Origin of the sequence: Nocardioides zeicaulis (assembly GCF_042432345.1) — a bacterium.
Taxonomy (GTDB): Bacteria; Actinomycetota; Actinomycetes; order Propionibacteriales; family Nocardioidaceae; genus Nocardioides; species Nocardioides zeicaulis.
The window spans coordinates 2,880,839-2,896,781 of sequence record NZ_JBHLXH010000001.1; the positions used below are offsets into that span (position 1 = coordinate 2,880,839).

A 15,943-nucleotide genomic window follows, 5' to 3' on the forward strand; every position below is an offset into this window, starting at 1 on the left:
GAAAGAAACTGCGGGAATCGCGGATTAGTTGAGGCGAAATTGCGGAATCCGCGTCGAGGTACTTGCGATGAGACGCTCGGCACAGCACGATGTGCGGCATGAGCGAGCGCAGCAGCCGTCGAGCCTGGGGCCGACCGTGACCGACGCCGTCGTGCGCCTCGACGCCACCGCGAAGAAGATCATCGAGCTCCTCCAGGAGGACGGGCGGATCTCCTACGCCGCGATCGCGAAGGCCGTGGGCCTCTCCGAGGCCGCCGCCCGCGCCCGCGTCCAGAAGCTGCTCGACTCCGACATCATGCAGGTCGTCGCGGTCACCGACCCGACGCAGGTCGGCTTCACCCGCCAGGCCATGATCGGCATCCGCACGCAGGGTGACCCGATGGCGGTGGGTGACCGGCTCGCCCAGGTCGACGAGGTCGACTACGTCGTCACGACCGCTGGCAGCTTCGACCTCCTCGTCGAGGTGGTGTGCGAGGACGACCCGCACCTCCTCGAGGTCATGCGACAGGTCCGGGAGCTCGAGGGAGTGGTCTCCTCGGAGACCTTCGTCTACCTCAAGCTCAACAAGCAGCACTACAACTGGGGAACGCGATGAGCATCCAACCCTCCCTCGACGAGTCCTTCGACTACCAGGGCGCCGGCCGCGACCACCTGTGGTTGCACTTCACCCGCCACTCCACCTACGAGAAGGGCGGGGAGATCCCGCTCATCGTCAAGGGCGAGGGGCACAGGATCTGGGACGACCACGGTCGCGAGTACATCGACGGCCTGGCCGGCCTGTTCGTCGTCCAGGTCGGGCACGGCCGCGAGGAGCTGGCCGAGGCCGCGGCCCGCCAGGCCAAGGAGCTGGCCTTCTTCCCGCTGTGGTCCTTCGCCCACCCGCGCGCCATCGAGCTCGCCGACCGGATCGCCGCCATGGCGCCCGGCGACCTCAACCGGGTCTTCTTCACCACCGGCGGCGGCGAGGCCGTGGAGTCGGCCTGGAAGCTGGCCAAGCAGTACTTCAAGATGACCGGCAAGCCCAACAAGCACAAGGTGATCTCGCGCGCGGTGGCCTACCACGGCACGCCGCAGGGCGCCCTCTCCATCACCGGCATCCCGCCGCTGAAGGAGATGTTCGAGCCGCTGGTGCCCGGTGCGCACAAGGTGCCGAACACCAACTTCTACCGCCGGCCCGAGTTCATCGGCGACGACGAGAAGGCGTTCGGCCGCTGGGCCGCGGACCGCATCGCCGAGGCGATCGAGTTCGAGGGCCCCGACACGGTCGCCGCGGTGTTCCTCGAGCCCGTCCAGAACGCCGGCGGCTGCTTCCCGCCGCCGCCCGGGTACTTCGAGCGGGTCCGCGAGATCTGCGACGAGTACGACGTCCTGCTCGTCTCCGACGAGGTCATCTGCGCCTTCGGCCGGGTGGGGGAGATGTTCGGCGCGGCCGAGTTCGGCTACCAGCCCGACATCATCACCTGCGCCAAGGGCATGACCTCGGGCTACAGCCCGATCGGCGCGATGATCGCCAGCGACCGGCTCTTCGAGCCGTTCAAGTCCGGCACCGCCCTCTACGCCCACGGCTACACCTTCGGTGGGCACCCGGTCTCCTCGGCGGTCGCCATGGCCAACCTCGACATCTTCGAGCGCGAGGGCCTGGTCGACCACGTCCAGCAGAACGCCCCGAAGTTCCGCTCCACGCTGGAGAAGCTGCTCGACATCCCGATCGTCGGCGACGTCCGCGGACACGGGTACTTCTACGGCATCGAGCTGGTCAAGGACCGTGAGACCAAGGAGACCTTCGACGAGGAGGAGTCCGAGCGGCTCCTGCGCGGCTACCTCTCCAGCGCGCTCTACGAGGCGGGGCTCTACTGCCGCGCCGACGACCGCGGCGACCCGGTCATCCAGCTCGCCCCGCCGCTCATCATCGGCCAGACCGAGTTCGACGACATCGAGCAGCGTCTGCGCAGCGTGCTCACCGGGGCGCTCGAGCGCATGTAGCCCCGGCTCGCGATGTGCGTCGTCGTCGGGCAGCGGGGAGGATGTGCGCCGTGAACGACGTCGTACGCCCTGCCCGCCCGCACCTCAAGCTCACCGAGGACGGCCGGCGCATGCGCGAGGTGCTCACCTACTCCCGCCGCGGCAGCCGCTTCACGCCGCGGCAGGCCGAGGCGTGGGCGGCGCACCAGGCCGACTGGGTGATCCCCGACGAGGCCGTCGACCGCCCGGGGTTCGACCTCGCCGAGCACTTCGGCCGCGAGGCCCCCCTGATCGTCGAGATCGGCTCCGGCATCGGCGAGGCGACCGCGGTGCTCGCCGCCGCCCGGCCCGACCACAACGTCCTCGCGCTGGAGGTCTGGCGCCCGGGCGTGGCCGACTCGCTGTGGCGGGTCGCGGAGGCGGGCGCGGACAACGTGCGGTTCTGCTCGGTCGACGCCGTGTGGTCGCTCGAGCACCTGCTGGCGCCCGCCAGCCTCACCGAGCTGTGGACGTTCTTCCCCGACCCGTGGCGCAAGACCAAGCACCACAAGCGCCGGCTGGTGAACCCGGTCAACGCCGCCCTCGCCTCCTCGCGGCTGGTGCCAGGGGGAGCGTGGCGCCTGGCCACCGACTGGGCCGACTACGCCGAGCAGGTGCGCGAGGTCCTCGACGCCGAGCCGACCCTCGAGGGCGGGCCCGTCGAGCGCTGGGCCGAGCGCCCCGTCACCCGCTTCGAGCGCAAGGGCCGCGACGTCGGCCGCGACATCGTCGACTTCTGCTACCGCCGCACCACCTGACCGGTCAGGTCGGCGCGGTGAGCAGGGCGAGCTCCTCGTCGACGTAGGGGTCGTCCTCCCCGGCGGCGTCGAGCTCGGCCCTGAGCCCGAGCTGGAGGGCGAGCGCCTCGTCGGTGCGGCCCAGGTGGCGCAGGGACCAGGCGACCATCCAGCGGGCGACGCGCGTGCGCGCCGGGTCGCCGATCCGCTCGCGCGCAGCGAGGGCGTCCTGGAAGGCGACCAGGGCTGCCGCGTGGTCGGCGGCGTCGGCGTGGGTCATCCCGATGTTGTTGAGCAGGGAGGCGTCCCAGTCGCGCGCCGCCGCGTCGCTCGCCGCGCGCGCCCGTGCGAGCGCACGCCTGTGGGCCGCGAGCCGACGACCGGCCGGCACCACCAGCGCGACCATGTGCAGGGCGTCGACCTCCAGCCCCTCGAGCCCCGCCGCGCGAGCGGTCGTCGCCGCCGACTCGAAGCACGGCAGGGCCGCGGAGGGGTCGCCCGACGACCGGAGCAGCCGTCCTCTCTCGAGCGCCACGCGCACCCGACCCTCCTCGTCCACCGGCACGAGGTCGTCGAGCACGGCGAACCCCTCGGCGTACCTCTCCTGCAGCCCGAGCGCCCGGGCCACCTGGGTGAGCGCGTGGGTCGCGCCCGGTGGGTCCTCCGCGGCGGCGCGCTCGCGGAACCGGTGCTCGCTCGCAGCCGGGTCGTCGAAGTCCCAGAGGTCGCGGAGGCTCGTCACGTGCCCAGCGTAGGGATCGACCGGCCCGCGGTGTGCTCGTATCCTCGTGACGTGCGGGGACGCGGGGGAGGGTGGCTGCGCGGGACGACGGCGCTCGCCGCGTGCGTGCTGGTGGCGGGCTGCTCGTCCGGGGCGCAGGACGGCCCCGCGCCGGACCGTGGGCCCGCGACCACCACGGCCGCTGCCACGACCGCCCCCGACACCGCGACGGACCCCGTGGACCCCACGCAGGCGCTGCGCGAGCGGTGCCTGTCCGCGATCCCCGACGACGCCGACCTCGAGGCGCTGACCCTCCAGGGGCGCACCGGGGGAGTGCTCGAGGCTGCCCGCATCGGTCCGCCCACCCACGACACCGTCGCCGTGCTGCTGCCGCAGGTCGGGGGGCTGTGCGGGTGGGGCCGGTGGGCCTCGCAGGCCGCGGACCGCGTCGGGCTGACCTCGCTGCTGGTGAACCCGTGCGGCTACGGGGCCTCGGAGTGCCCGGCCGCCGCCGACGCCGACCGGCTCGACGAGGTGGAGCCCGCGGTGCGCCTGGCCCGCGAGCAGTACGGCGCCTCACGGGTCGTCCTGCTCGGCACGTCGATGGGCGGGTCCCTCACCGTCATGGCGGTCGCCGCGGGGGCGGACGTGGACGCCTGGGTCGACGTGTCCGGGCCCCCGTCGTGGGAGGGCGTGGACCTCACCGACCTGGCCGACGACCTCGCCGCGGACGGCGTGCCGGAAGGCCTCGTGGTGATGGCGCCGAGCGACGGCCGGGCGATCTTCGCCGCCGCGCGCAGGCTCGCCCGTGTCAGTGGCGTACCCTTCGTCGCGGGCCGCTCGGGCCACGGCTGGGACCTCCTGGTCGACCCGGTCGACGGCCACCTGACCCGCATCGGTCGTCGGCTCCTCGCCCTCGCGACGGGCCCCGGCCGCGGGTGAGACGCCCCTCACCGGGCGGTGACGGGTTCCGATTTGGCGTGGGTCGGCCACGTCTGCCAAGATGTTCCGGTTGCTCCGGCGGGTCGCCGGGGTGCGGCACACATCTTGACTCCTGAATCGCGTCTCCTTGATCGAGCCAGTCGTCTGCGTGCGCCGCACCGGGTCACGACAGTGATCGGAGACCCGACCAGATCCGACAACCGTCGGGTGCCACCCAGAGAAATACCGCTTCCCCCCGGGGACGTGTCACGAGCAAGATCCGCGACACGCCCGACCGCGGGGGTCGGGGGGTGGAGGAGAGACAGGCGGCGCCGGCCCACCGGGGCAGGGCGCTGAAGACCAGACCAGGCGTACGAGATCGAAGAGGACACGGACCTATGGCGGGACAGAAGATCCGCATCAGGCTCAAGGCCTATGACCACGAGGTGATCGACACCTCGGCGCGGAAGATCGTGGACACCGTCACCCGCACGGGTGCGAAGGTCGCCGGCCCTGTGCCGCTGCCGACCGAGAAGAACGTGTACTGCGTCATCCGTTCGCCCCACAAGTACAAGGACTCCCGCGAGCACTTCGAGATGCGCACCCACAAGCGCCTGATCGACATCATCGACCCGACGCCGAAGACCGTCGACTCGCTGATGCGCCTCGACCTGCCCGCCGGTGTCGACATCGAGATCAAGCTCTGAGGCGCGAGATGGCTACTTTCGAACGCAACGTGAAGGGGCTGCTGGGCACCAAGCTCGGCATGACCCAGCTCTGGGACGAGGACAACAAGGTCGTCCCCGTGACCGTGATCGCGGCGAGCACCAACGTCGTGACCCAGGTCCGCCAGCCCGAGGTGGACGGCTACAACGCCATCCAGGTCGGCTACGGCGAGATCGAGGCACGCAAGGTGAACTCGCCCGAGACGGGTCACTTCGCCAAGGCCGGGGTCACCCCCCGTCGCCACGTGGTCGAGATCCGCACCGCTGACGCCGCCGGCTACACCGTCGGCCAGGAGCTCGGTGTCGACACCTTCGCCGCCGGCGACGAGATCGACGTGACCGGCACCAGCAAGGGCAAGGGCTTCGCCGGAACCATGAAGCGTCACGGCTTCTCCGGTGTCTCCGCCTCCCACGGTGCCCACCGCAACCACCGCAAGCCCGGCTCCATCGGCGCCTGCGCCACGCCGGGTCGCGTGTTCAAGGGCACGCGCATGTCGGGCCGCATGGGCAACGACACGGTGACCACCCAGAACCTGACGGTGCACGCCGTCGACGCCGAGAAGGGCCTGATCCTCGTGAAGGGCGCCGTTCCCGGCCCCAAGAACGGCCTCGTGGTCCTCCGCTCGGCCGCCAAGAAGACGCAGGAGGCCTGAGCATGGCTGTCAAGACCGTCAAGGTCGACCTCCCCGCCGAGATCTTCGACGTCGAGGTCAACATCCCCCTGATCCACCAGGTCGTCGTGGCCCAGCAGGCTGCGGCCCGCCAGGGCACGCACTCGACCAAGCGTCGCGGCGAGGTCCGCGGCGGTGGCAAGAAGCCCTACAAGCAGAAGGGCACCGGTCGTGCCCGCCAGGGCTCGACCCGCGCGCCGCAGTTCGCCGGCGGTGGCATCGTGCACGGCCCCAAGCCGCGCGACTACGACCAGCGCACCCCCAAGAAGATGAAGGCCGCCGCCCTGCGCGGTGCCCTCTCCGACCGGGCCCGCAACGGTCGCGTGCACGTGGTCGACGGCCTGGTCTCGGGCGACAAGCCCTCCACCAAGGCCGCGCTCGCCTCGCTGGCGACGCTGACCGACCGCGTGGGCTACCTCGTGGTGCTCGAGCGCTCCGACGCGCTGACCTGGCTCTCGCTGCGCAACGCGCCCGAGGTCCACATCGTCGCCGTCGACCAGCTCAACACCTACGACGTGCTCGCCGCTGACGACATCGTGTTCACCAAGGGCGCGTACGACGTGTTCGTGGGCGGCACCTCCGCCCCGGCCGCCGCGTCCGCCGGGTCCACCGAGAGCGCCACCACCGAGGAGACGACCCTCCCGGCCGGTGCCAAGGCCCCGCTGAAGAGCGGCAAGAACCCGAAGGGCTACGACGTCCTCGGCACGACCTCCGGTGTCTACCTCGTCGAGGGCGACAACGGCTACGACGCCGCGGGCGGCGACTTCTGGTTCAAGTCCGTCGAGGACGCCGAGGCCGCCGGCCTCACCCGCGCCGAGAAGGAGAGCGACAAGTGAGCACCCTGCACAAGGACCACCGCGACGTCCTGATCGCGCCGGTCGTGTCGGAGAAGAGCTACGGCCTGCTCGACGCCAACAAGTACACCTTCATCGTCCACCCGGACGCCAACAAGACCGAGATCAAGATCGCGGTCGAGAAGGTCTTCGGCGTCAAGGTCACCTCGGTCAACACGATCAACCGCCAGGGCAAGACGCGTCGCACCCGCTACGGCATGGGCAAGCGTCCCAACACCAAGCGCGCGATCGTCAGCCTCGCCGAGGGTCACCGCATCGACATCTTCGGAGGTCCGGTCTCCTGACCGGGCTCGCTGAATAGGAACTGATATGGCTATCCGCAAGTACAAGCCGACCACGCCGGGCCGCCGCGGCTCGTCGGTGGCCGACTTCGTCGAGATCACCCGGTCCACGCCCGAGAAGTCGCTGACGCGCCCGCTGCCGAAGAACGGTGGCCGCAACAACCAGGGCCGCATCACCACCCGGCACAAGGGTGGCGGCCACAAGCGCGCCTACCGCATCATCGACTTCCGTCGCTACGACAAGGACGGCGTGCCGGCCAAGGTCGCTCACATCGAGTACGACCCCAACCGCACCGCCCGCATCGCGCTGCTGCACTACGCCGACGGCGAGAAGCGCTACATCGTGGCGCCGAAGGGCCTGACGCAGGGCACCGTGGTCGAGTCCGGCCCCAACGCCGACATCAAGCCCGGCAACAACCTGCCGCTGCGCAACATCCCGGTCGGCTCGACCATCCACTGCGTGGAGATGCGTCCGGGCGGCGGCGCGAAGATCGCCCGCTCGGCCGGCAACTCCGCCCAGCTGGTCGCCCGTGAGGGCAGCCGCGCCACGCTGCGCATGCCCTCGGGCGAGATGCGCTTCGTCGACGTGCGCTGCCGCGCGACGATCGGCGAGGTCGGCAACGCCGAGCAGTCCAACATCAACTGGGGCAAGGCCGGCCGCATGCGCTGGAAGGGCGTCCGCCCGACCGTGCGCGGTGTCGTCATGAACCCGGTGGACCACCCGCACGGTGGTGGTGAGGGCAAGACCTCCGGTGGTCGCCACCCGGTCTCCCCCTGGGGCAAGCCCGAGGGCCGTACGCGCAAGCGCAAGGCCAGCGACTCCCAGATCATCCGTCGTCGCAAGTCCGGCAAGGGTAGGAAGTAACCGACATGCCTCGTAGCCTCAAGAAGGGCCCGTTCGTGGACGGCCACCTGCAGAAGAAGGTGGACGCAGAGAACGAGAAGGGCTCGCACAACGTCATCAAGACCTGGTCGCGCCGGTCGATGATCGTGCCCGACATGATCGGTCACACCATCGCCGTGCACGACGGTCGCAAGCACGTCCCCGTGTTCGTGACCGACTCCATGGTCGGCCACAAGCTCGGGGAGTTCGCCCCGACCCGCACCTACCGCGGACACGTCAAGGAAGACCGGAAGGGACGCCGTCGATGAGCACCACCGAGCGCAGCCGCACCAGTGCGCGCCGCGAGTCGCTGCTCGGCGACCAGCCGGGCGCGTTCGCCAGCGCACGCTACGTGCGGATCACCCCGATGAAGGCCCGCCGTGTCGTCGACATGGTCCGCGGCCTCCCGGTCGACGAGGCCCTGACCCTGCTGCAGTTCGCGCCGCAGGCCGCCTCCGAGACCGTCTACAAGGTGCTGGAGAGCGCCGTCGCCAACGCGGAGACCACCGAGGGGCTCAACCGGGCCGACCTGGTGCTCACCGTCGCCATGGTGGACGAGGGTCCGACCATGAAGCGCTGGCGTCCGCGTGCCCAGGGCCGTGCCACCCGCATCAACAAGCGCACCAGCCACATCACCCTCGCGGTGCAGCCGGCCGGCGCGCTGAACACGCAGGCCAAGAAGAACGGAAAGGGTGCCTGATGGGCCAGAAGATCAACCCGAACGGCTTCCGCCTGGGCATCTCGACCGACCACAAGAGCCGTTGGTACGCCGACAAGCTCTACAAGTCGTACGTCGGCGAGGACGTCGCCATCCGCAAGCTGCTCTCCAAGGGCATGGAGCGGGCCGGCATCGCCAAGGTCGAGATCGAGCGCACCCGTGACCGCGTCCGGGTGGACATCCACACCGCGCGTCCCGGCATCGTCATCGGTCGCCGCGGCGCCGAGGCCGACCGCATCCGCGGCGAGCTCGAGAAGCTCACCGGCAAGCAGGTGCAGCTGAACATCCTCGAGGTCAAGAACCCCGAGGTGGACGCCCAGCTCGTCGCCCAGGGCGTCGCCGAGCAGCTCGCCGGCCGCGTGCAGTTCCGCCGCGCGATGCGCAAGGCGATGCAGACCTCGATGCGCTCCGGTGCCAAGGGCATCCGGATCCAGTGCTCGGGCCGCCTCAACGGCGCCGAGATGTCGCGCACCGAGTTCTACCGCGAGGGCCGCGTGCCGCTGCACACCCTGCGTGCCGACATCGACTACGGCTTCTACGAGGCCAAGACCACCTTCGGCCGCATCGGCGTGAAGGTCTGGATCTACAAGGGCGAGGTCGCCGGCACCCGTGCCGAGCGCCAGGCCCAGCAGGCTGCCCGCGCCGGTGCCCCCGGTCGCGGCGGCCGTCCCAACACCCGTGGCGGCGACCGCCCGAGCCGTGGCTCGCGCGGCGACCGCGCTCCTCGCACCGAGGGCACCGAGGCCCCGGCCGAGGCGGCCCCGAGCACCGGACAGGAGGCCTGACCTCATGCTGATGCCCCGTCGCGTCAAGCACCGCAAGCAGCACCACCCCAAGCGCCGTGGCGCCGCCAAGGGCGGCACGACGCTGGCCTTCGGTGAGTTCGGCATCCAGGCGATCGAGGGTCACTACGTGACCAACCGACAGATCGAGTCGGCCCGTATCGCCATGACCCGTCACATCAAGCGTGGCGGCAAGGTCTGGATCAACATCTACCCGGACCGCCCGCTGACCAAGAAGCCGGCCGAGACCCGCATGGGTTCGGGCAAGGGCTCCCCCGAGTGGTGGGTCGCCAACGTCAAGCCCGGCCGCGTCATGTTCGAACTCTCCGGCGTCGACGAGACCGTCGCTCGCGAGGCCATGCGCCGCGCGATGCACAAGCTCCCGATGAAGTGCCGGTTCATCTCCCGTGAGGCCGGTGAATTCTGATGGCTACCAAGCTGAACGCCCATGAGCTCGACGAGCTCAACGCCACCGACCTGGAGGCGAAGCTGCGCGAGGCCAAGGAGGAGCTGTTCAACCTCCGGTTCCAGGCGGCCACCGGCCAGCTGGAGAGCCACAGCCGGCTCCGCACGGTCAAGAAGGACATCGCCCGGATCTACACCGTGGTCCGTGAGCGCGAGCTCGGGATCCGCACCACCCCGGGCGCCGAGAACGAAGAGGCGAAGGCATGAGCGAGAACGCAGTCGAGCGCAACCAGCGCAAGGTCCGCGAGGGCCTCGTGGTCAGCGACAAGATGGACAAGACCATCGTCGTGGCCGTCGAGGACCGCGTGAAGCACGCCCTCTACGGCAAGGTCCTCCGCAAGACCTCGCGCCTCAAGGCGCACGACGAGACCAACCAGTGCGGCATCGGCGACCGGGTCCTCATCATGGAGACCCGTCCGCTGTCGGCCACCAAGCGCTGGCGCCTCGTCGAGGTCCTCGAGAAGGCCAAGTGACCTGAGGCCCCCGGGCCTCAGCACCAGTTTCCACATATCAGTTCGGCCAGGCTCGCTCTCCGAGGAGAGGGCGAGAACCAGCTCGACAACCAGGAGAAATCAATGATCCAGCAGGAGTCGCGACTCAAGGTCGCCGACAACACCGGTGCGAAGGAGATCCTCTGCATCCGTGTTCTCGGTGGCTCTGGGCGTCGCTACGCCGGCATCGGTGACGTCATCGTCGCCACCGTCAAGGACGCGATCCCCGGTGGCAACGTCAAGAAGGGCGACGTCGTCAAGGCCGTGGTCGTGCGCACCGTCAAGGAGCGTCGCCGCGCCGACGGTTCCTACATCCGCTTCGACGAGAACGCCGCCGTCATCCTCAAGAACGACGGCGAGCCCCGTGGCACGCGCATCTTCGGCCCCGTCGGCCGCGAGCTGCGCGAGAAGCGGTTCATGAAGATCATCTCGCTCGCCCCGGAGGTGTTGTGAGAGATGGGTAAGAACATGAACATCAAGAAGGGCGACACCGTCAAGGTGATCGCCGGCAAGGACAAGGGTGCCCAGGGCAAGGTCATCTCGGTGCTCCGCGAGGAGGACCGTGTGATCGTCGAGGGTGTCAACCTCGTCAAGCGCCACACCAAGTCCGTGCAGCAGACCGGCACCACCGGCGGCATCATCACCCGTGAGGCGCCCATCCACGTCTCCAACGTGATGCTCGTCGAGGGTGACGGCGTCACCCGCGTCGGCTTCCGTCGCGACGAGGTCACCAAGCGCCGTCCCGACGGCTCGACCTACGCCGCCAGCCGCTCGGTCCGCGTGTCCCGCAAGACCGGCAAGGAGATCTGAGATGGCCGAGACCACCTCCACGGAGATTCCGCGTCTCAAGGCGCGCTACCGCGAGGAGATCGTCCCCGCGCTGCGCTCCGAGTTCGAGATCGCCAACATCATGCAGGTCCCCGGCCTGACCAAGATCGTGGTCAACATGGGTGTCGGCGAGGCTGCTCGTGACTCCAAGCTGATCGAGGGCGCGATCCGCGACCTCACCGCGATCACCGGCCAGAAGCCGGCCGTGACCAAGGCCCGCAAGTCCATCGCGCAGTTCAAGCTGCGCGAGGGCATGCCGATCGGCGCCCACGTCACGCTCCGCGGCGACCGCATGTGGGAGTTCCTCGACCGCCTGCTGTCCCTGGCGCTGCCCCGCATCCGCGACTTCCGCGGCCTCTCGCCCAAGCAGTTCGACGGGCGTGGCAACTACACCTTCGGTCTCACCGAGCAGGTCATGTTCCACGAGATCAACCAGGACAGGATCGACCGCTCGCGCGGCATGGACATCACCGTCGTGACCACCGCCACCAACGACGACGAGGGTCGGGCGCTGCTCAAGCAGCTCGGCTTCCCGTTCAAGGAGAACTGACATGGCGAAGACTGCTCTCAAGGTCAAGGCCGCCCGCAAGCCGAAGTTCGCTGTCCGCGGCTACACCCGCTGCCAGCGCTGCGGTCGCCCGAAGGCCGTCTACCGCAAGTTCGGCCTGTGCCGCATCTGCCTGCGGGAGATGGCCCACCGCGGCGAGCTGCCCGGCGTCACCAAGTCCTCCTGGTAATCACCTCACACACGTTGCAGGTCCCCAGGCCGCGAGCCTGAGGAAACCACGACGAGAAAGAACCACATCATGACGATGACTGACCCGATCGCAGACATGCTCACGCGTCTGCGCAACGCCAACCAGGCGTACCACGACGTGGTGTCGATGCCTTACAGCAAGATGAAGGCCGGCCTCGCAGAGATCCTCAAGCAGGAGGGCTACATCACCTCCTACGACGTCGCGGACAACACGACCGCCGAGGGCGAGCCCGCTGTCGGCAAGACGCTGACCGTGACGCTCAAGTACGGCCGCAACCGGGAGCGCTCGATCGCGGGCGTCCGCCGCATCAGCAAGCCCGGCCTGCGCGTGTACGCCAAGCACACCAACCTGCCCAAGGTCCTCGGAGGCCTCGGCGTCGCGATCATCTCGACGTCGCAGGGCCTGCTGACCGACCGCCAGGCGAACCAGAAGGGCGTGGGCGGCGAAGTCCTCGCCTACGTCTGGTGACCCGGACCAACTGAGACCAGGAAGAGAGAGAAGCATGTCGCGCATTGGCAAGCTCCCCATCGCGGTCCCGTCCGGTGTCGACGTCGCGATCGACGACTCGCTGGTGACCGTCAAGGGCCCCAAGGGCACCCTGTCGCACACCATCGCCTCGCCGATCACGGTCGCCAAGGGCGAGGACGGCATCCTCGAGGTGCAGCGTCCCGACGACGAGCGCAACAGCCGCTCGCTCCACGGCCTCACCCGCACGCTCATCAACAACATGGTGGTGGGCGTCACCGAGGGCTACGAGAAGAAGCTCGAGATCGTGGGCGTGGGCTACCGCGTCCTGCCCAAGGGTCCGACCCAGCTCGAGTTCCAGCTCGGCTACTCGCACCCGATCATCTTCGACGCCCCCGAGGGCATCACCTTCACCGTCGAGGGCCCGACCAAGCTCGGTGTCGTCGGCATCGACAAGCAGCTCGTGGGCGAGGTCGCGGCCAAGATCCGCAAGCTCCGCAAGCCTGAGCCCTACAAGGGCAAGGGCGTGCGCTACGCCGGCGAGCACATCCGCCGCAAGGTCGGAAAGGCCGGTAAGTGACATGGCGATCTCGCTGAGCAACAACAAGCACACCGCGAACCGCGTGCGTGCCCGTCTGCGCCGCCAGGCGCGCGGGCGCAAGCGCATCAACGGCACCGCCGAGCGTCCCCGCCTCGTCGTCACCAAGTCGGCCAAGCACCTCTCGGTGCAGGTCGTCGACGACCTCCAGGGCGCGACGCTCGCCTACGCCTCCACCATGGAGGCCGACGTGCGCGGCACCGAGGGTGACAAGACCGCCAAGGCGAAGAAGGTCGGCGAGCTCGTCGCCGAGCGCGCCAAGGCCGCCGGTATCGAGGACGTCGTCTTCGACCGGGCCGGCAACAAGTACCACGGTCGCATCGCGGCCCTCGCCGATGCCGCCCGCGAGGGCGGATTGTCCTTCTGATCGCCTCACGCGAGCAGAGAGAGAACTTAGATATGGAGCACATCTCATGAGCGGAGCCCAGCGCGGACAGCGCAGCGGTGGCTCGGGCGACCGTCGCGGACGCGACAACGGTCGTGGCCAGGCCGAGAAGTCTGTCTACATCGAGCGAGTCGTGGCGATCAACCGAGTCGCCAAGGTCGTGAAGGGTGGTCGTCGCTTCAGCTTCACCGCCCTCGTGATCGTCGGCGACGGCGAGGGCCTGGTCGGCGTCGGCTACGGCAAGGCCAAGGAAGTTCCCGCGGCGATCGCCAAGGGTGTCGAGGAGGCCAAGAAGCACTTCTTCAAGGTCCCCCGCATCCAGGGCACCATCCCGCACCCGGTGCAGGGCGAGAAGGCCGCGGGCGTCGTCCTGCTGCGTCCCGCCGCTCCCGGTACCGGCGTCATCGCCGGTGGCCCGGTGCGTGCGGTCCTCGAGTGCGCCGGCATCCACGACGTGCTGAGCAAGTCGCTCGGCTCGTCCAACCAGATCAACATCGTGCACGCGACCGTCGAGGCGCTGCGGATGCTGGAGGAGCCCGAGGCCGTGGCCGCTCGCCGCGGCATGCGCGTCGAGGACGTCACCCCGGCCGCGCTGCTCAAGGCGCGCGCCGAGGGCCAGGCCGAGGCGGCGGCGGGGGTGCAGTCCTGATGGCACAGCTCAAGGTCCAGCAGAAGCGCGGCCTGGTCGGCCTCAAGGCCAACCAGCGCGAGACCCTGCGTTCGCTCGGTCTCAAGCGCATCGGCGACGTCGTCGTCAAGGAAGACCGCCCTGAGATCCGGGGCATGATCAACACGGTGCGTCACCTCGTGACGTTCGAGGAGGTGGAGTGACATGACGCTCAAGCTGCACCACCTGCGTCCCGCTCCGGGTGCCAAGACCGCCAAGACCCGCGTGGGTCGCGGTGAGGGCTCCAAGGGCAAGACGGCGGGCCGCGGTACCAAGGGCACCAAGGCGCGCTACCAGGTCCCGGTCGCCTTCGAGGGTGGCCAGATGCCGATCCACATGCGCCTGCCCAAGCTGAAGGGCTTCAAGAACCCCTTCCGCGTGGAGTTCCAGGTCGTCAACCTCGACCGCCTCGGCGAGCTGTTCCCCGAGGGTGGCGCCGTCACGGTGGCCGACCTCGTGGAGAAGGGCGCGGTCCGCAAGGGCCAGCCCGTCAAGGTCCTGGGCCAGGGCGACATCTCCGTCGCCGTCCAGGTCAGCGTCGACGCCTTCTCGGCCTCCGCCAAGGAGAAGATCGAGGCGGCCGGCGGCAGCGCGACCGTGGCCTGAGGCCACACCAGCTTCATCCGGCGCAGGCCTGGCCCACAGTGGGAACTGTCGGCCAGGCCTTCGTCGTTACTGGGGAGAAGCGGGGCACACCGCGACTGTTAGGCTTCCCCGGGCCCATCGCCGGATGCCGGTGAGAGGTCTCTCGTCAGCCCGCCACACAAGGCGGGCAACCAACGAAAGAGGAACCAGTGCTAGGCGCGTTCGCCAATGCTTTCCGGACGCCGGACCTGCGGCGCAAGCTGCTCTTCGTCCTGCTGATCGTCGCGGTCTTCCGGCTCGGCTCCCAGGTGCCGACCCCGGGCGTCAACGTGGCCAACGTCCAGTCCTGCATCAGCGACCTGGAGTCGGGCGGGCTCTACAGCCTGATCAACCTCTTCTCCGGTGGTGCGCTGCTCCAGCTCACCATCTTCGCGCTCGGGATCATGCCGTACATCACGGCCTCCATCATCCTGCAGCTGCTCGTCGTGGTGATCCCGCGGCTCGAGGCGCTGAAGCAGGAGGGCCAGGCCGGCCAGTCGAAGATCACCCAGTACACCCGGTACCTGACGCTGGGCCTCGCGCTCCTCCAGGCGACCGGCATCGTGGCGCTCGCGCGCAGCGGCGCCCTGCTCCAGGGCTGCGACCGCGACCTGCTGCACGACAACGGCACGGGCACCTTCCTGGTCATGGTCATCACCATGACCGCCGGCACCGCGGTCATCATGTGGCTCGGCGAGCTCATCACCGACCGCGGCATCGGCAACGGCATGTCGATCCTCATCTTCACCCAGGTCGTCGCGACCTTCCCCGCCACGCTGTGGGGCGTGAAGACCTCCAAGGGCTGGGTCGTCTTCGGCATCGTGCTGGTGATCGGCCTGATCATGGTCGCGGCCGTGATCTTCATGGAGCAGGCGCAGCGCCGCATCCCGGTGCAGTACGCCCGCCGCATGGTGGGTCGCAAGATGTTCGGCGGCAACTCCACCTACATCCCGCTCAAGGTCAACCAGGCCGGCGTCATCCCGGTCATCTTCGCCTCGTCGCTGCTCTACCTGCCGGCGATGGCGGTGCAGTTCAACCCCGACAGCAAGAACCCGGTGCTCGACTTCATCGGCACCTACCTCGTCCGTGGCGACCACCCGCTCTACATGCTGGCGTACTTCCTGCTGATCATCTTCTTCGCGTACTTCTACGTCTCGATCACCTTCAACCCTGTCGAGGTGGCGGACAACATGAAGAAGTACGGCGGCTTCATCCCCGGGATCCGGGCGGGCAAGCCGACCGAGGACTACCTGTCCTACGTCCTGTCCCGCATCACGTTCCCTGGAGCCCTCTACCTCGGTCTCATCGCCATGGTGCCCCTCATCGCGTTCGCGGTGATCCAGGCCAACCAGAACTTCCCGTTCGGCG

The 15,943-nt window shown here is 69.2% G+C and carries 27 protein-coding genes; 26 read left to right on the plus strand and 1 reads right to left on the minus strand.

Annotated features, from left to right (window positions below):
- Positions 1 to 136: 136 nt before the first annotated feature.
- The 3 genes from ACFFJG_RS14110 to trmB are packed head-to-tail and all read left to right on the plus strand — an operon-like array spanning position 137 to position 2,759.
- Positions 137 to 595 (plus strand): Lrp/AsnC family transcriptional regulator, encoded by a 459-nt coding sequence (locus ACFFJG_RS14110; RefSeq protein WP_378519355.1) that lies wholly within the window; start codon positions 137 to 139, stop codon positions 593 to 595.
- Entirely contained in the window at positions 592 to 1,983 is a 1,392-nt protein-coding gene (locus tag ACFFJG_RS14115) for an aspartate aminotransferase family protein (protein ID WP_378519356.1), read from the plus strand. The genes ACFFJG_RS14110 and ACFFJG_RS14115 overlap by 4 nt, the downstream gene beginning before the upstream one ends.
- A gap of 50 nt (positions 1,984 to 2,033) precedes the next feature.
- Positions 2,034 to 2,759 (plus strand): tRNA (guanine(46)-N(7))-methyltransferase TrmB, encoded by a 726-nt coding sequence (trmB, locus tag ACFFJG_RS14120; protein ID WP_378519357.1) that lies wholly within the window; start codon positions 2,034 to 2,036, stop codon positions 2,757 to 2,759.
- A 4-nt stretch (positions 2,760 to 2,763) separates the two neighbouring features.
- Here the strand turns inward: trmB and ACFFJG_RS14125 are convergent, their stop codons facing one another.
- The gene (locus ACFFJG_RS14125; protein WP_378519358.1) at positions 2,764 to 3,480 is read right to left on the minus strand and encodes a tetratricopeptide repeat protein; all 717 of its coding nucleotides are present in this window, start codon (positions 3,478 to 3,480) and stop codon (positions 2,764 to 2,766) included.
- 51 nt (positions 3,481 to 3,531) lie between these two features.
- On the opposite strand from ACFFJG_RS14125, the gene ACFFJG_RS14130 reads away from it, so the two are divergent.
- The 23 genes from ACFFJG_RS14130 to secY all read left to right on the plus strand — a co-directional run.
- The gene (locus ACFFJG_RS14130) at positions 3,532 to 4,401 is read left to right on the plus strand and encodes an alpha/beta hydrolase family protein (protein ID WP_378519359.1); all 870 of its coding nucleotides are present in this window, start codon (positions 3,532 to 3,534) and stop codon (positions 4,399 to 4,401) included.
- Positions 4,402 to 4,778: 377 nt separating this feature from the next.
- Positions 4,779 to 5,087, plus strand: coding sequence for a 30S ribosomal protein S10 (gene rpsJ / locus ACFFJG_RS14135; protein ID WP_008360994.1), 309 nt, complete (start codon positions 4,779 to 4,781; stop codon positions 5,085 to 5,087).
- Positions 5,088 to 5,095: 8 nt separating this feature from the next.
- Complete coding sequence (gene rplC / locus ACFFJG_RS14140; protein WP_378519360.1) at positions 5,096 to 5,758, plus strand: 50S ribosomal protein L3; 663 nt, start codon at positions 5,096 to 5,098, stop codon at positions 5,756 to 5,758.
- 2 nt (positions 5,759 to 5,760) lie between these two features.
- Positions 5,761 to 6,612, plus strand: coding sequence for a 50S ribosomal protein L4, sunset domain variant (gene rplD, locus ACFFJG_RS14145; protein ID WP_378519361.1), 852 nt, complete (start codon positions 5,761 to 5,763; stop codon positions 6,610 to 6,612).
- Positions 6,609 to 6,914 carry a 50S ribosomal protein L23 gene (gene rplW, locus ACFFJG_RS14150; protein ID WP_129453375.1) on the plus strand — a complete coding sequence of 102 codons (306 nt, stop codon included), beginning with the start codon at positions 6,609 to 6,611 and terminating at the stop codon, positions 6,912 to 6,914. The genes rplD and rplW overlap by 4 nt, the downstream gene beginning before the upstream one ends.
- 25 nt (positions 6,915 to 6,939) lie before the next feature.
- Entirely contained in the window at positions 6,940 to 7,776 is an 837-nt protein-coding gene (rplB, locus tag ACFFJG_RS14155) for a 50S ribosomal protein L2 (protein ID WP_378519362.1), read from the plus strand.
- A 5-nt stretch (positions 7,777 to 7,781) separates the two neighbouring features.
- Complete coding sequence (gene rpsS, locus ACFFJG_RS14160; protein WP_056906592.1) at positions 7,782 to 8,063, plus strand: 30S ribosomal protein S19; 282 nt, start codon at positions 7,782 to 7,784, stop codon at positions 8,061 to 8,063.
- The gene (rplV, locus tag ACFFJG_RS14165; RefSeq protein WP_378519363.1) at positions 8,060 to 8,494 is read left to right on the plus strand and encodes a 50S ribosomal protein L22; all 435 of its coding nucleotides are present in this window, start codon (positions 8,060 to 8,062) and stop codon (positions 8,492 to 8,494) included. The genes rpsS and rplV overlap by 4 nt, the downstream gene beginning before the upstream one ends.
- Positions 8,494 to 9,297, plus strand: coding sequence for a 30S ribosomal protein S3 (rpsC, locus tag ACFFJG_RS14170; protein ID WP_121141583.1), 804 nt, complete (start codon positions 8,494 to 8,496; stop codon positions 9,295 to 9,297). The genes rplV and rpsC overlap by 1 nt, the downstream gene beginning before the upstream one ends.
- A gap of 4 nt (positions 9,298 to 9,301) precedes the next feature.
- Positions 9,302 to 9,721, plus strand: a complete 420-nt coding sequence (rplP, locus tag ACFFJG_RS14175) for a 50S ribosomal protein L16 (RefSeq protein ID WP_378519364.1) — start codon at positions 9,302 to 9,304, stop codon at positions 9,719 to 9,721.
- Positions 9,721 to 9,966 carry a 50S ribosomal protein L29 gene (gene rpmC / locus ACFFJG_RS14180; RefSeq protein WP_378519365.1) on the plus strand — a complete coding sequence of 82 codons (246 nt, stop codon included), beginning with the start codon at positions 9,721 to 9,723 and terminating at the stop codon, positions 9,964 to 9,966. Before rplP ends, rpmC begins: the two co-directional genes overlap by 1 nt.
- Entirely contained in the window at positions 9,963 to 10,232 is a 270-nt protein-coding gene (rpsQ, locus tag ACFFJG_RS14185) for a 30S ribosomal protein S17 (RefSeq protein ID WP_121141577.1), read from the plus strand. Before rpmC ends, rpsQ begins: the two co-directional genes overlap by 4 nt.
- Positions 10,233 to 10,334: 102 nt before the next feature.
- A complete protein-coding gene (gene rplN / locus ACFFJG_RS14190; RefSeq protein ID WP_056599693.1) occupies positions 10,335 to 10,703 on the plus strand; it encodes a 50S ribosomal protein L14 in 369 nt (122 codons plus the stop codon).
- A gap of 3 nt (positions 10,704 to 10,706) precedes the next feature.
- Positions 10,707 to 11,060, plus strand: a complete 354-nt coding sequence (rplX, locus tag ACFFJG_RS14195; RefSeq protein WP_378519366.1) for a 50S ribosomal protein L24 — start codon at positions 10,707 to 10,709, stop codon at positions 11,058 to 11,060.
- A 1-nt stretch (position 11,061) separates the two neighbouring features.
- A complete protein-coding gene (gene rplE / locus ACFFJG_RS14200; RefSeq protein WP_378519367.1) occupies positions 11,062 to 11,628 on the plus strand; it encodes a 50S ribosomal protein L5 in 567 nt (188 codons plus the stop codon).
- Between the two features lies 1 nt (position 11,629).
- Positions 11,630 to 11,815 carry a type Z 30S ribosomal protein S14 gene (locus ACFFJG_RS14205; protein WP_011757321.1) on the plus strand — a complete coding sequence of 62 codons (186 nt, stop codon included), beginning with the start codon at positions 11,630 to 11,632 and terminating at the stop codon, positions 11,813 to 11,815.
- A 69-nt stretch (positions 11,816 to 11,884) separates the two neighbouring features.
- Positions 11,885 to 12,304 (plus strand): 30S ribosomal protein S8, encoded by a 420-nt coding sequence (gene rpsH, locus ACFFJG_RS14210; RefSeq protein ID WP_378519368.1) that lies wholly within the window; start codon positions 11,885 to 11,887, stop codon positions 12,302 to 12,304.
- Between the two features lie 34 nt (positions 12,305 to 12,338).
- Complete coding sequence (gene rplF / locus ACFFJG_RS14215) at positions 12,339 to 12,881, plus strand: 50S ribosomal protein L6 (RefSeq protein WP_268109907.1); 543 nt, start codon at positions 12,339 to 12,341, stop codon at positions 12,879 to 12,881.
- Between the two features lies 1 nt (position 12,882).
- Positions 12,883 to 13,266, plus strand: a complete 384-nt coding sequence (rplR, locus tag ACFFJG_RS14220; RefSeq protein WP_378519369.1) for a 50S ribosomal protein L18 — start codon at positions 12,883 to 12,885, stop codon at positions 13,264 to 13,266.
- Positions 13,267 to 13,312: 46 nt separating this feature from the next.
- The gene (gene rpsE, locus ACFFJG_RS14225) at positions 13,313 to 13,933 is read left to right on the plus strand and encodes a 30S ribosomal protein S5 (protein ID WP_378519370.1); all 621 of its coding nucleotides are present in this window, start codon (positions 13,313 to 13,315) and stop codon (positions 13,931 to 13,933) included.
- Positions 13,933 to 14,115 (plus strand): 50S ribosomal protein L30, encoded by a 183-nt coding sequence (rpmD, locus tag ACFFJG_RS14230; RefSeq protein WP_056599717.1) that lies wholly within the window; start codon positions 13,933 to 13,935, stop codon positions 14,113 to 14,115. Before rpsE ends, rpmD begins: the two co-directional genes overlap by 1 nt.
- Position 14,116: 1 nt before the next feature.
- Positions 14,117 to 14,557 carry a 50S ribosomal protein L15 gene (rplO, locus tag ACFFJG_RS14235; RefSeq protein ID WP_378519371.1) on the plus strand — a complete coding sequence of 147 codons (441 nt, stop codon included), beginning with the start codon at positions 14,117 to 14,119 and terminating at the stop codon, positions 14,555 to 14,557.
- Between the two features lie 188 nt (positions 14,558 to 14,745).
- The coding region (secY, locus tag ACFFJG_RS14240; protein WP_378519372.1) for a preprotein translocase subunit SecY at positions 14,746 to 15,943 on the plus strand (1,198 nt) is incomplete at its 3' end.

What these genes read in the sequence shown, in the direction of transcription:
- rpsC (WP_121141583.1), top strand. Translation starts at nt 8,494, where the DNA reads ATGGGCCAGAAGATCAACCCGAACGGCTTCCGCCTGGGCATCTCGACC.
- rplV (WP_378519363.1), top strand. Translation starts at nt 8,060, where the DNA reads ATGAGCACCACCGAGCGCAGCCGCACCAGTGCGCGCCGCGAGTCGCTG.
- ACFFJG_RS14205 (WP_011757321.1), top strand. Translation starts at nt 11,630, where the DNA reads ATGGCGAAGACTGCTCTCAAGGTCAAGGCCGCCCGCAAGCCGAAGTTC.
- rplD (WP_378519361.1), top strand. Translation starts at nt 5,761, where the DNA reads ATGGCTGTCAAGACCGTCAAGGTCGACCTCCCCGCCGAGATCTTCGAC.
- ACFFJG_RS14115 (WP_378519356.1), top strand. Translation starts at nt 592, where the DNA reads ATGAGCATCCAACCCTCCCTCGACGAGTCCTTCGACTACCAGGGCGCC.
- rplO (WP_378519371.1), top strand. Translation starts at nt 14,117, where the DNA reads ATGACGCTCAAGCTGCACCACCTGCGTCCCGCTCCGGGTGCCAAGACC.
- rpsQ (WP_121141577.1), top strand. Translation starts at nt 9,963, where the DNA reads ATGAGCGAGAACGCAGTCGAGCGCAACCAGCGCAAGGTCCGCGAGGGC.
- rpsJ (WP_008360994.1), top strand. Translation starts at nt 4,779, where the DNA reads ATGGCGGGACAGAAGATCCGCATCAGGCTCAAGGCCTATGACCACGAG.
- rpmD (WP_056599717.1), top strand. Translation starts at nt 13,933, where the DNA reads ATGGCACAGCTCAAGGTCCAGCAGAAGCGCGGCCTGGTCGGCCTCAAG.
- rpsS (WP_056906592.1), top strand. Translation starts at nt 7,782, where the DNA reads ATGCCTCGTAGCCTCAAGAAGGGCCCGTTCGTGGACGGCCACCTGCAG.
- rpsE (WP_378519370.1), top strand. Translation starts at nt 13,313, where the DNA reads ATGAGCGGAGCCCAGCGCGGACAGCGCAGCGGTGGCTCGGGCGACCGT.
- rplC (WP_378519360.1), top strand. Translation starts at nt 5,096, where the DNA reads ATGGCTACTTTCGAACGCAACGTGAAGGGGCTGCTGGGCACCAAGCTC.
- rplF (WP_268109907.1), top strand. Translation starts at nt 12,339, where the DNA reads ATGTCGCGCATTGGCAAGCTCCCCATCGCGGTCCCGTCCGGTGTCGAC.
- rplN (WP_056599693.1), top strand. Translation starts at nt 10,335, where the DNA reads ATGATCCAGCAGGAGTCGCGACTCAAGGTCGCCGACAACACCGGTGCG.
- rplR (WP_378519369.1), top strand. Translation starts at nt 12,883, where the DNA reads ATGGCGATCTCGCTGAGCAACAACAAGCACACCGCGAACCGCGTGCGT.
- rpmC (WP_378519365.1), top strand. Translation starts at nt 9,721, where the DNA reads ATGGCTACCAAGCTGAACGCCCATGAGCTCGACGAGCTCAACGCCACC.
- rpsH (WP_378519368.1), top strand. Translation starts at nt 11,885, where the DNA reads ATGACGATGACTGACCCGATCGCAGACATGCTCACGCGTCTGCGCAAC.
- rplE (WP_378519367.1), top strand. Translation starts at nt 11,062, where the DNA reads ATGGCCGAGACCACCTCCACGGAGATTCCGCGTCTCAAGGCGCGCTAC.
- rplX (WP_378519366.1), top strand. Translation starts at nt 10,707, where the DNA reads ATGGGTAAGAACATGAACATCAAGAAGGGCGACACCGTCAAGGTGATC.
- rplB (WP_378519362.1), top strand. Translation starts at nt 6,940, where the DNA reads ATGGCTATCCGCAAGTACAAGCCGACCACGCCGGGCCGCCGCGGCTCG.
- rplP (WP_378519364.1), top strand. Translation starts at nt 9,302, where the DNA reads ATGCTGATGCCCCGTCGCGTCAAGCACCGCAAGCAGCACCACCCCAAG.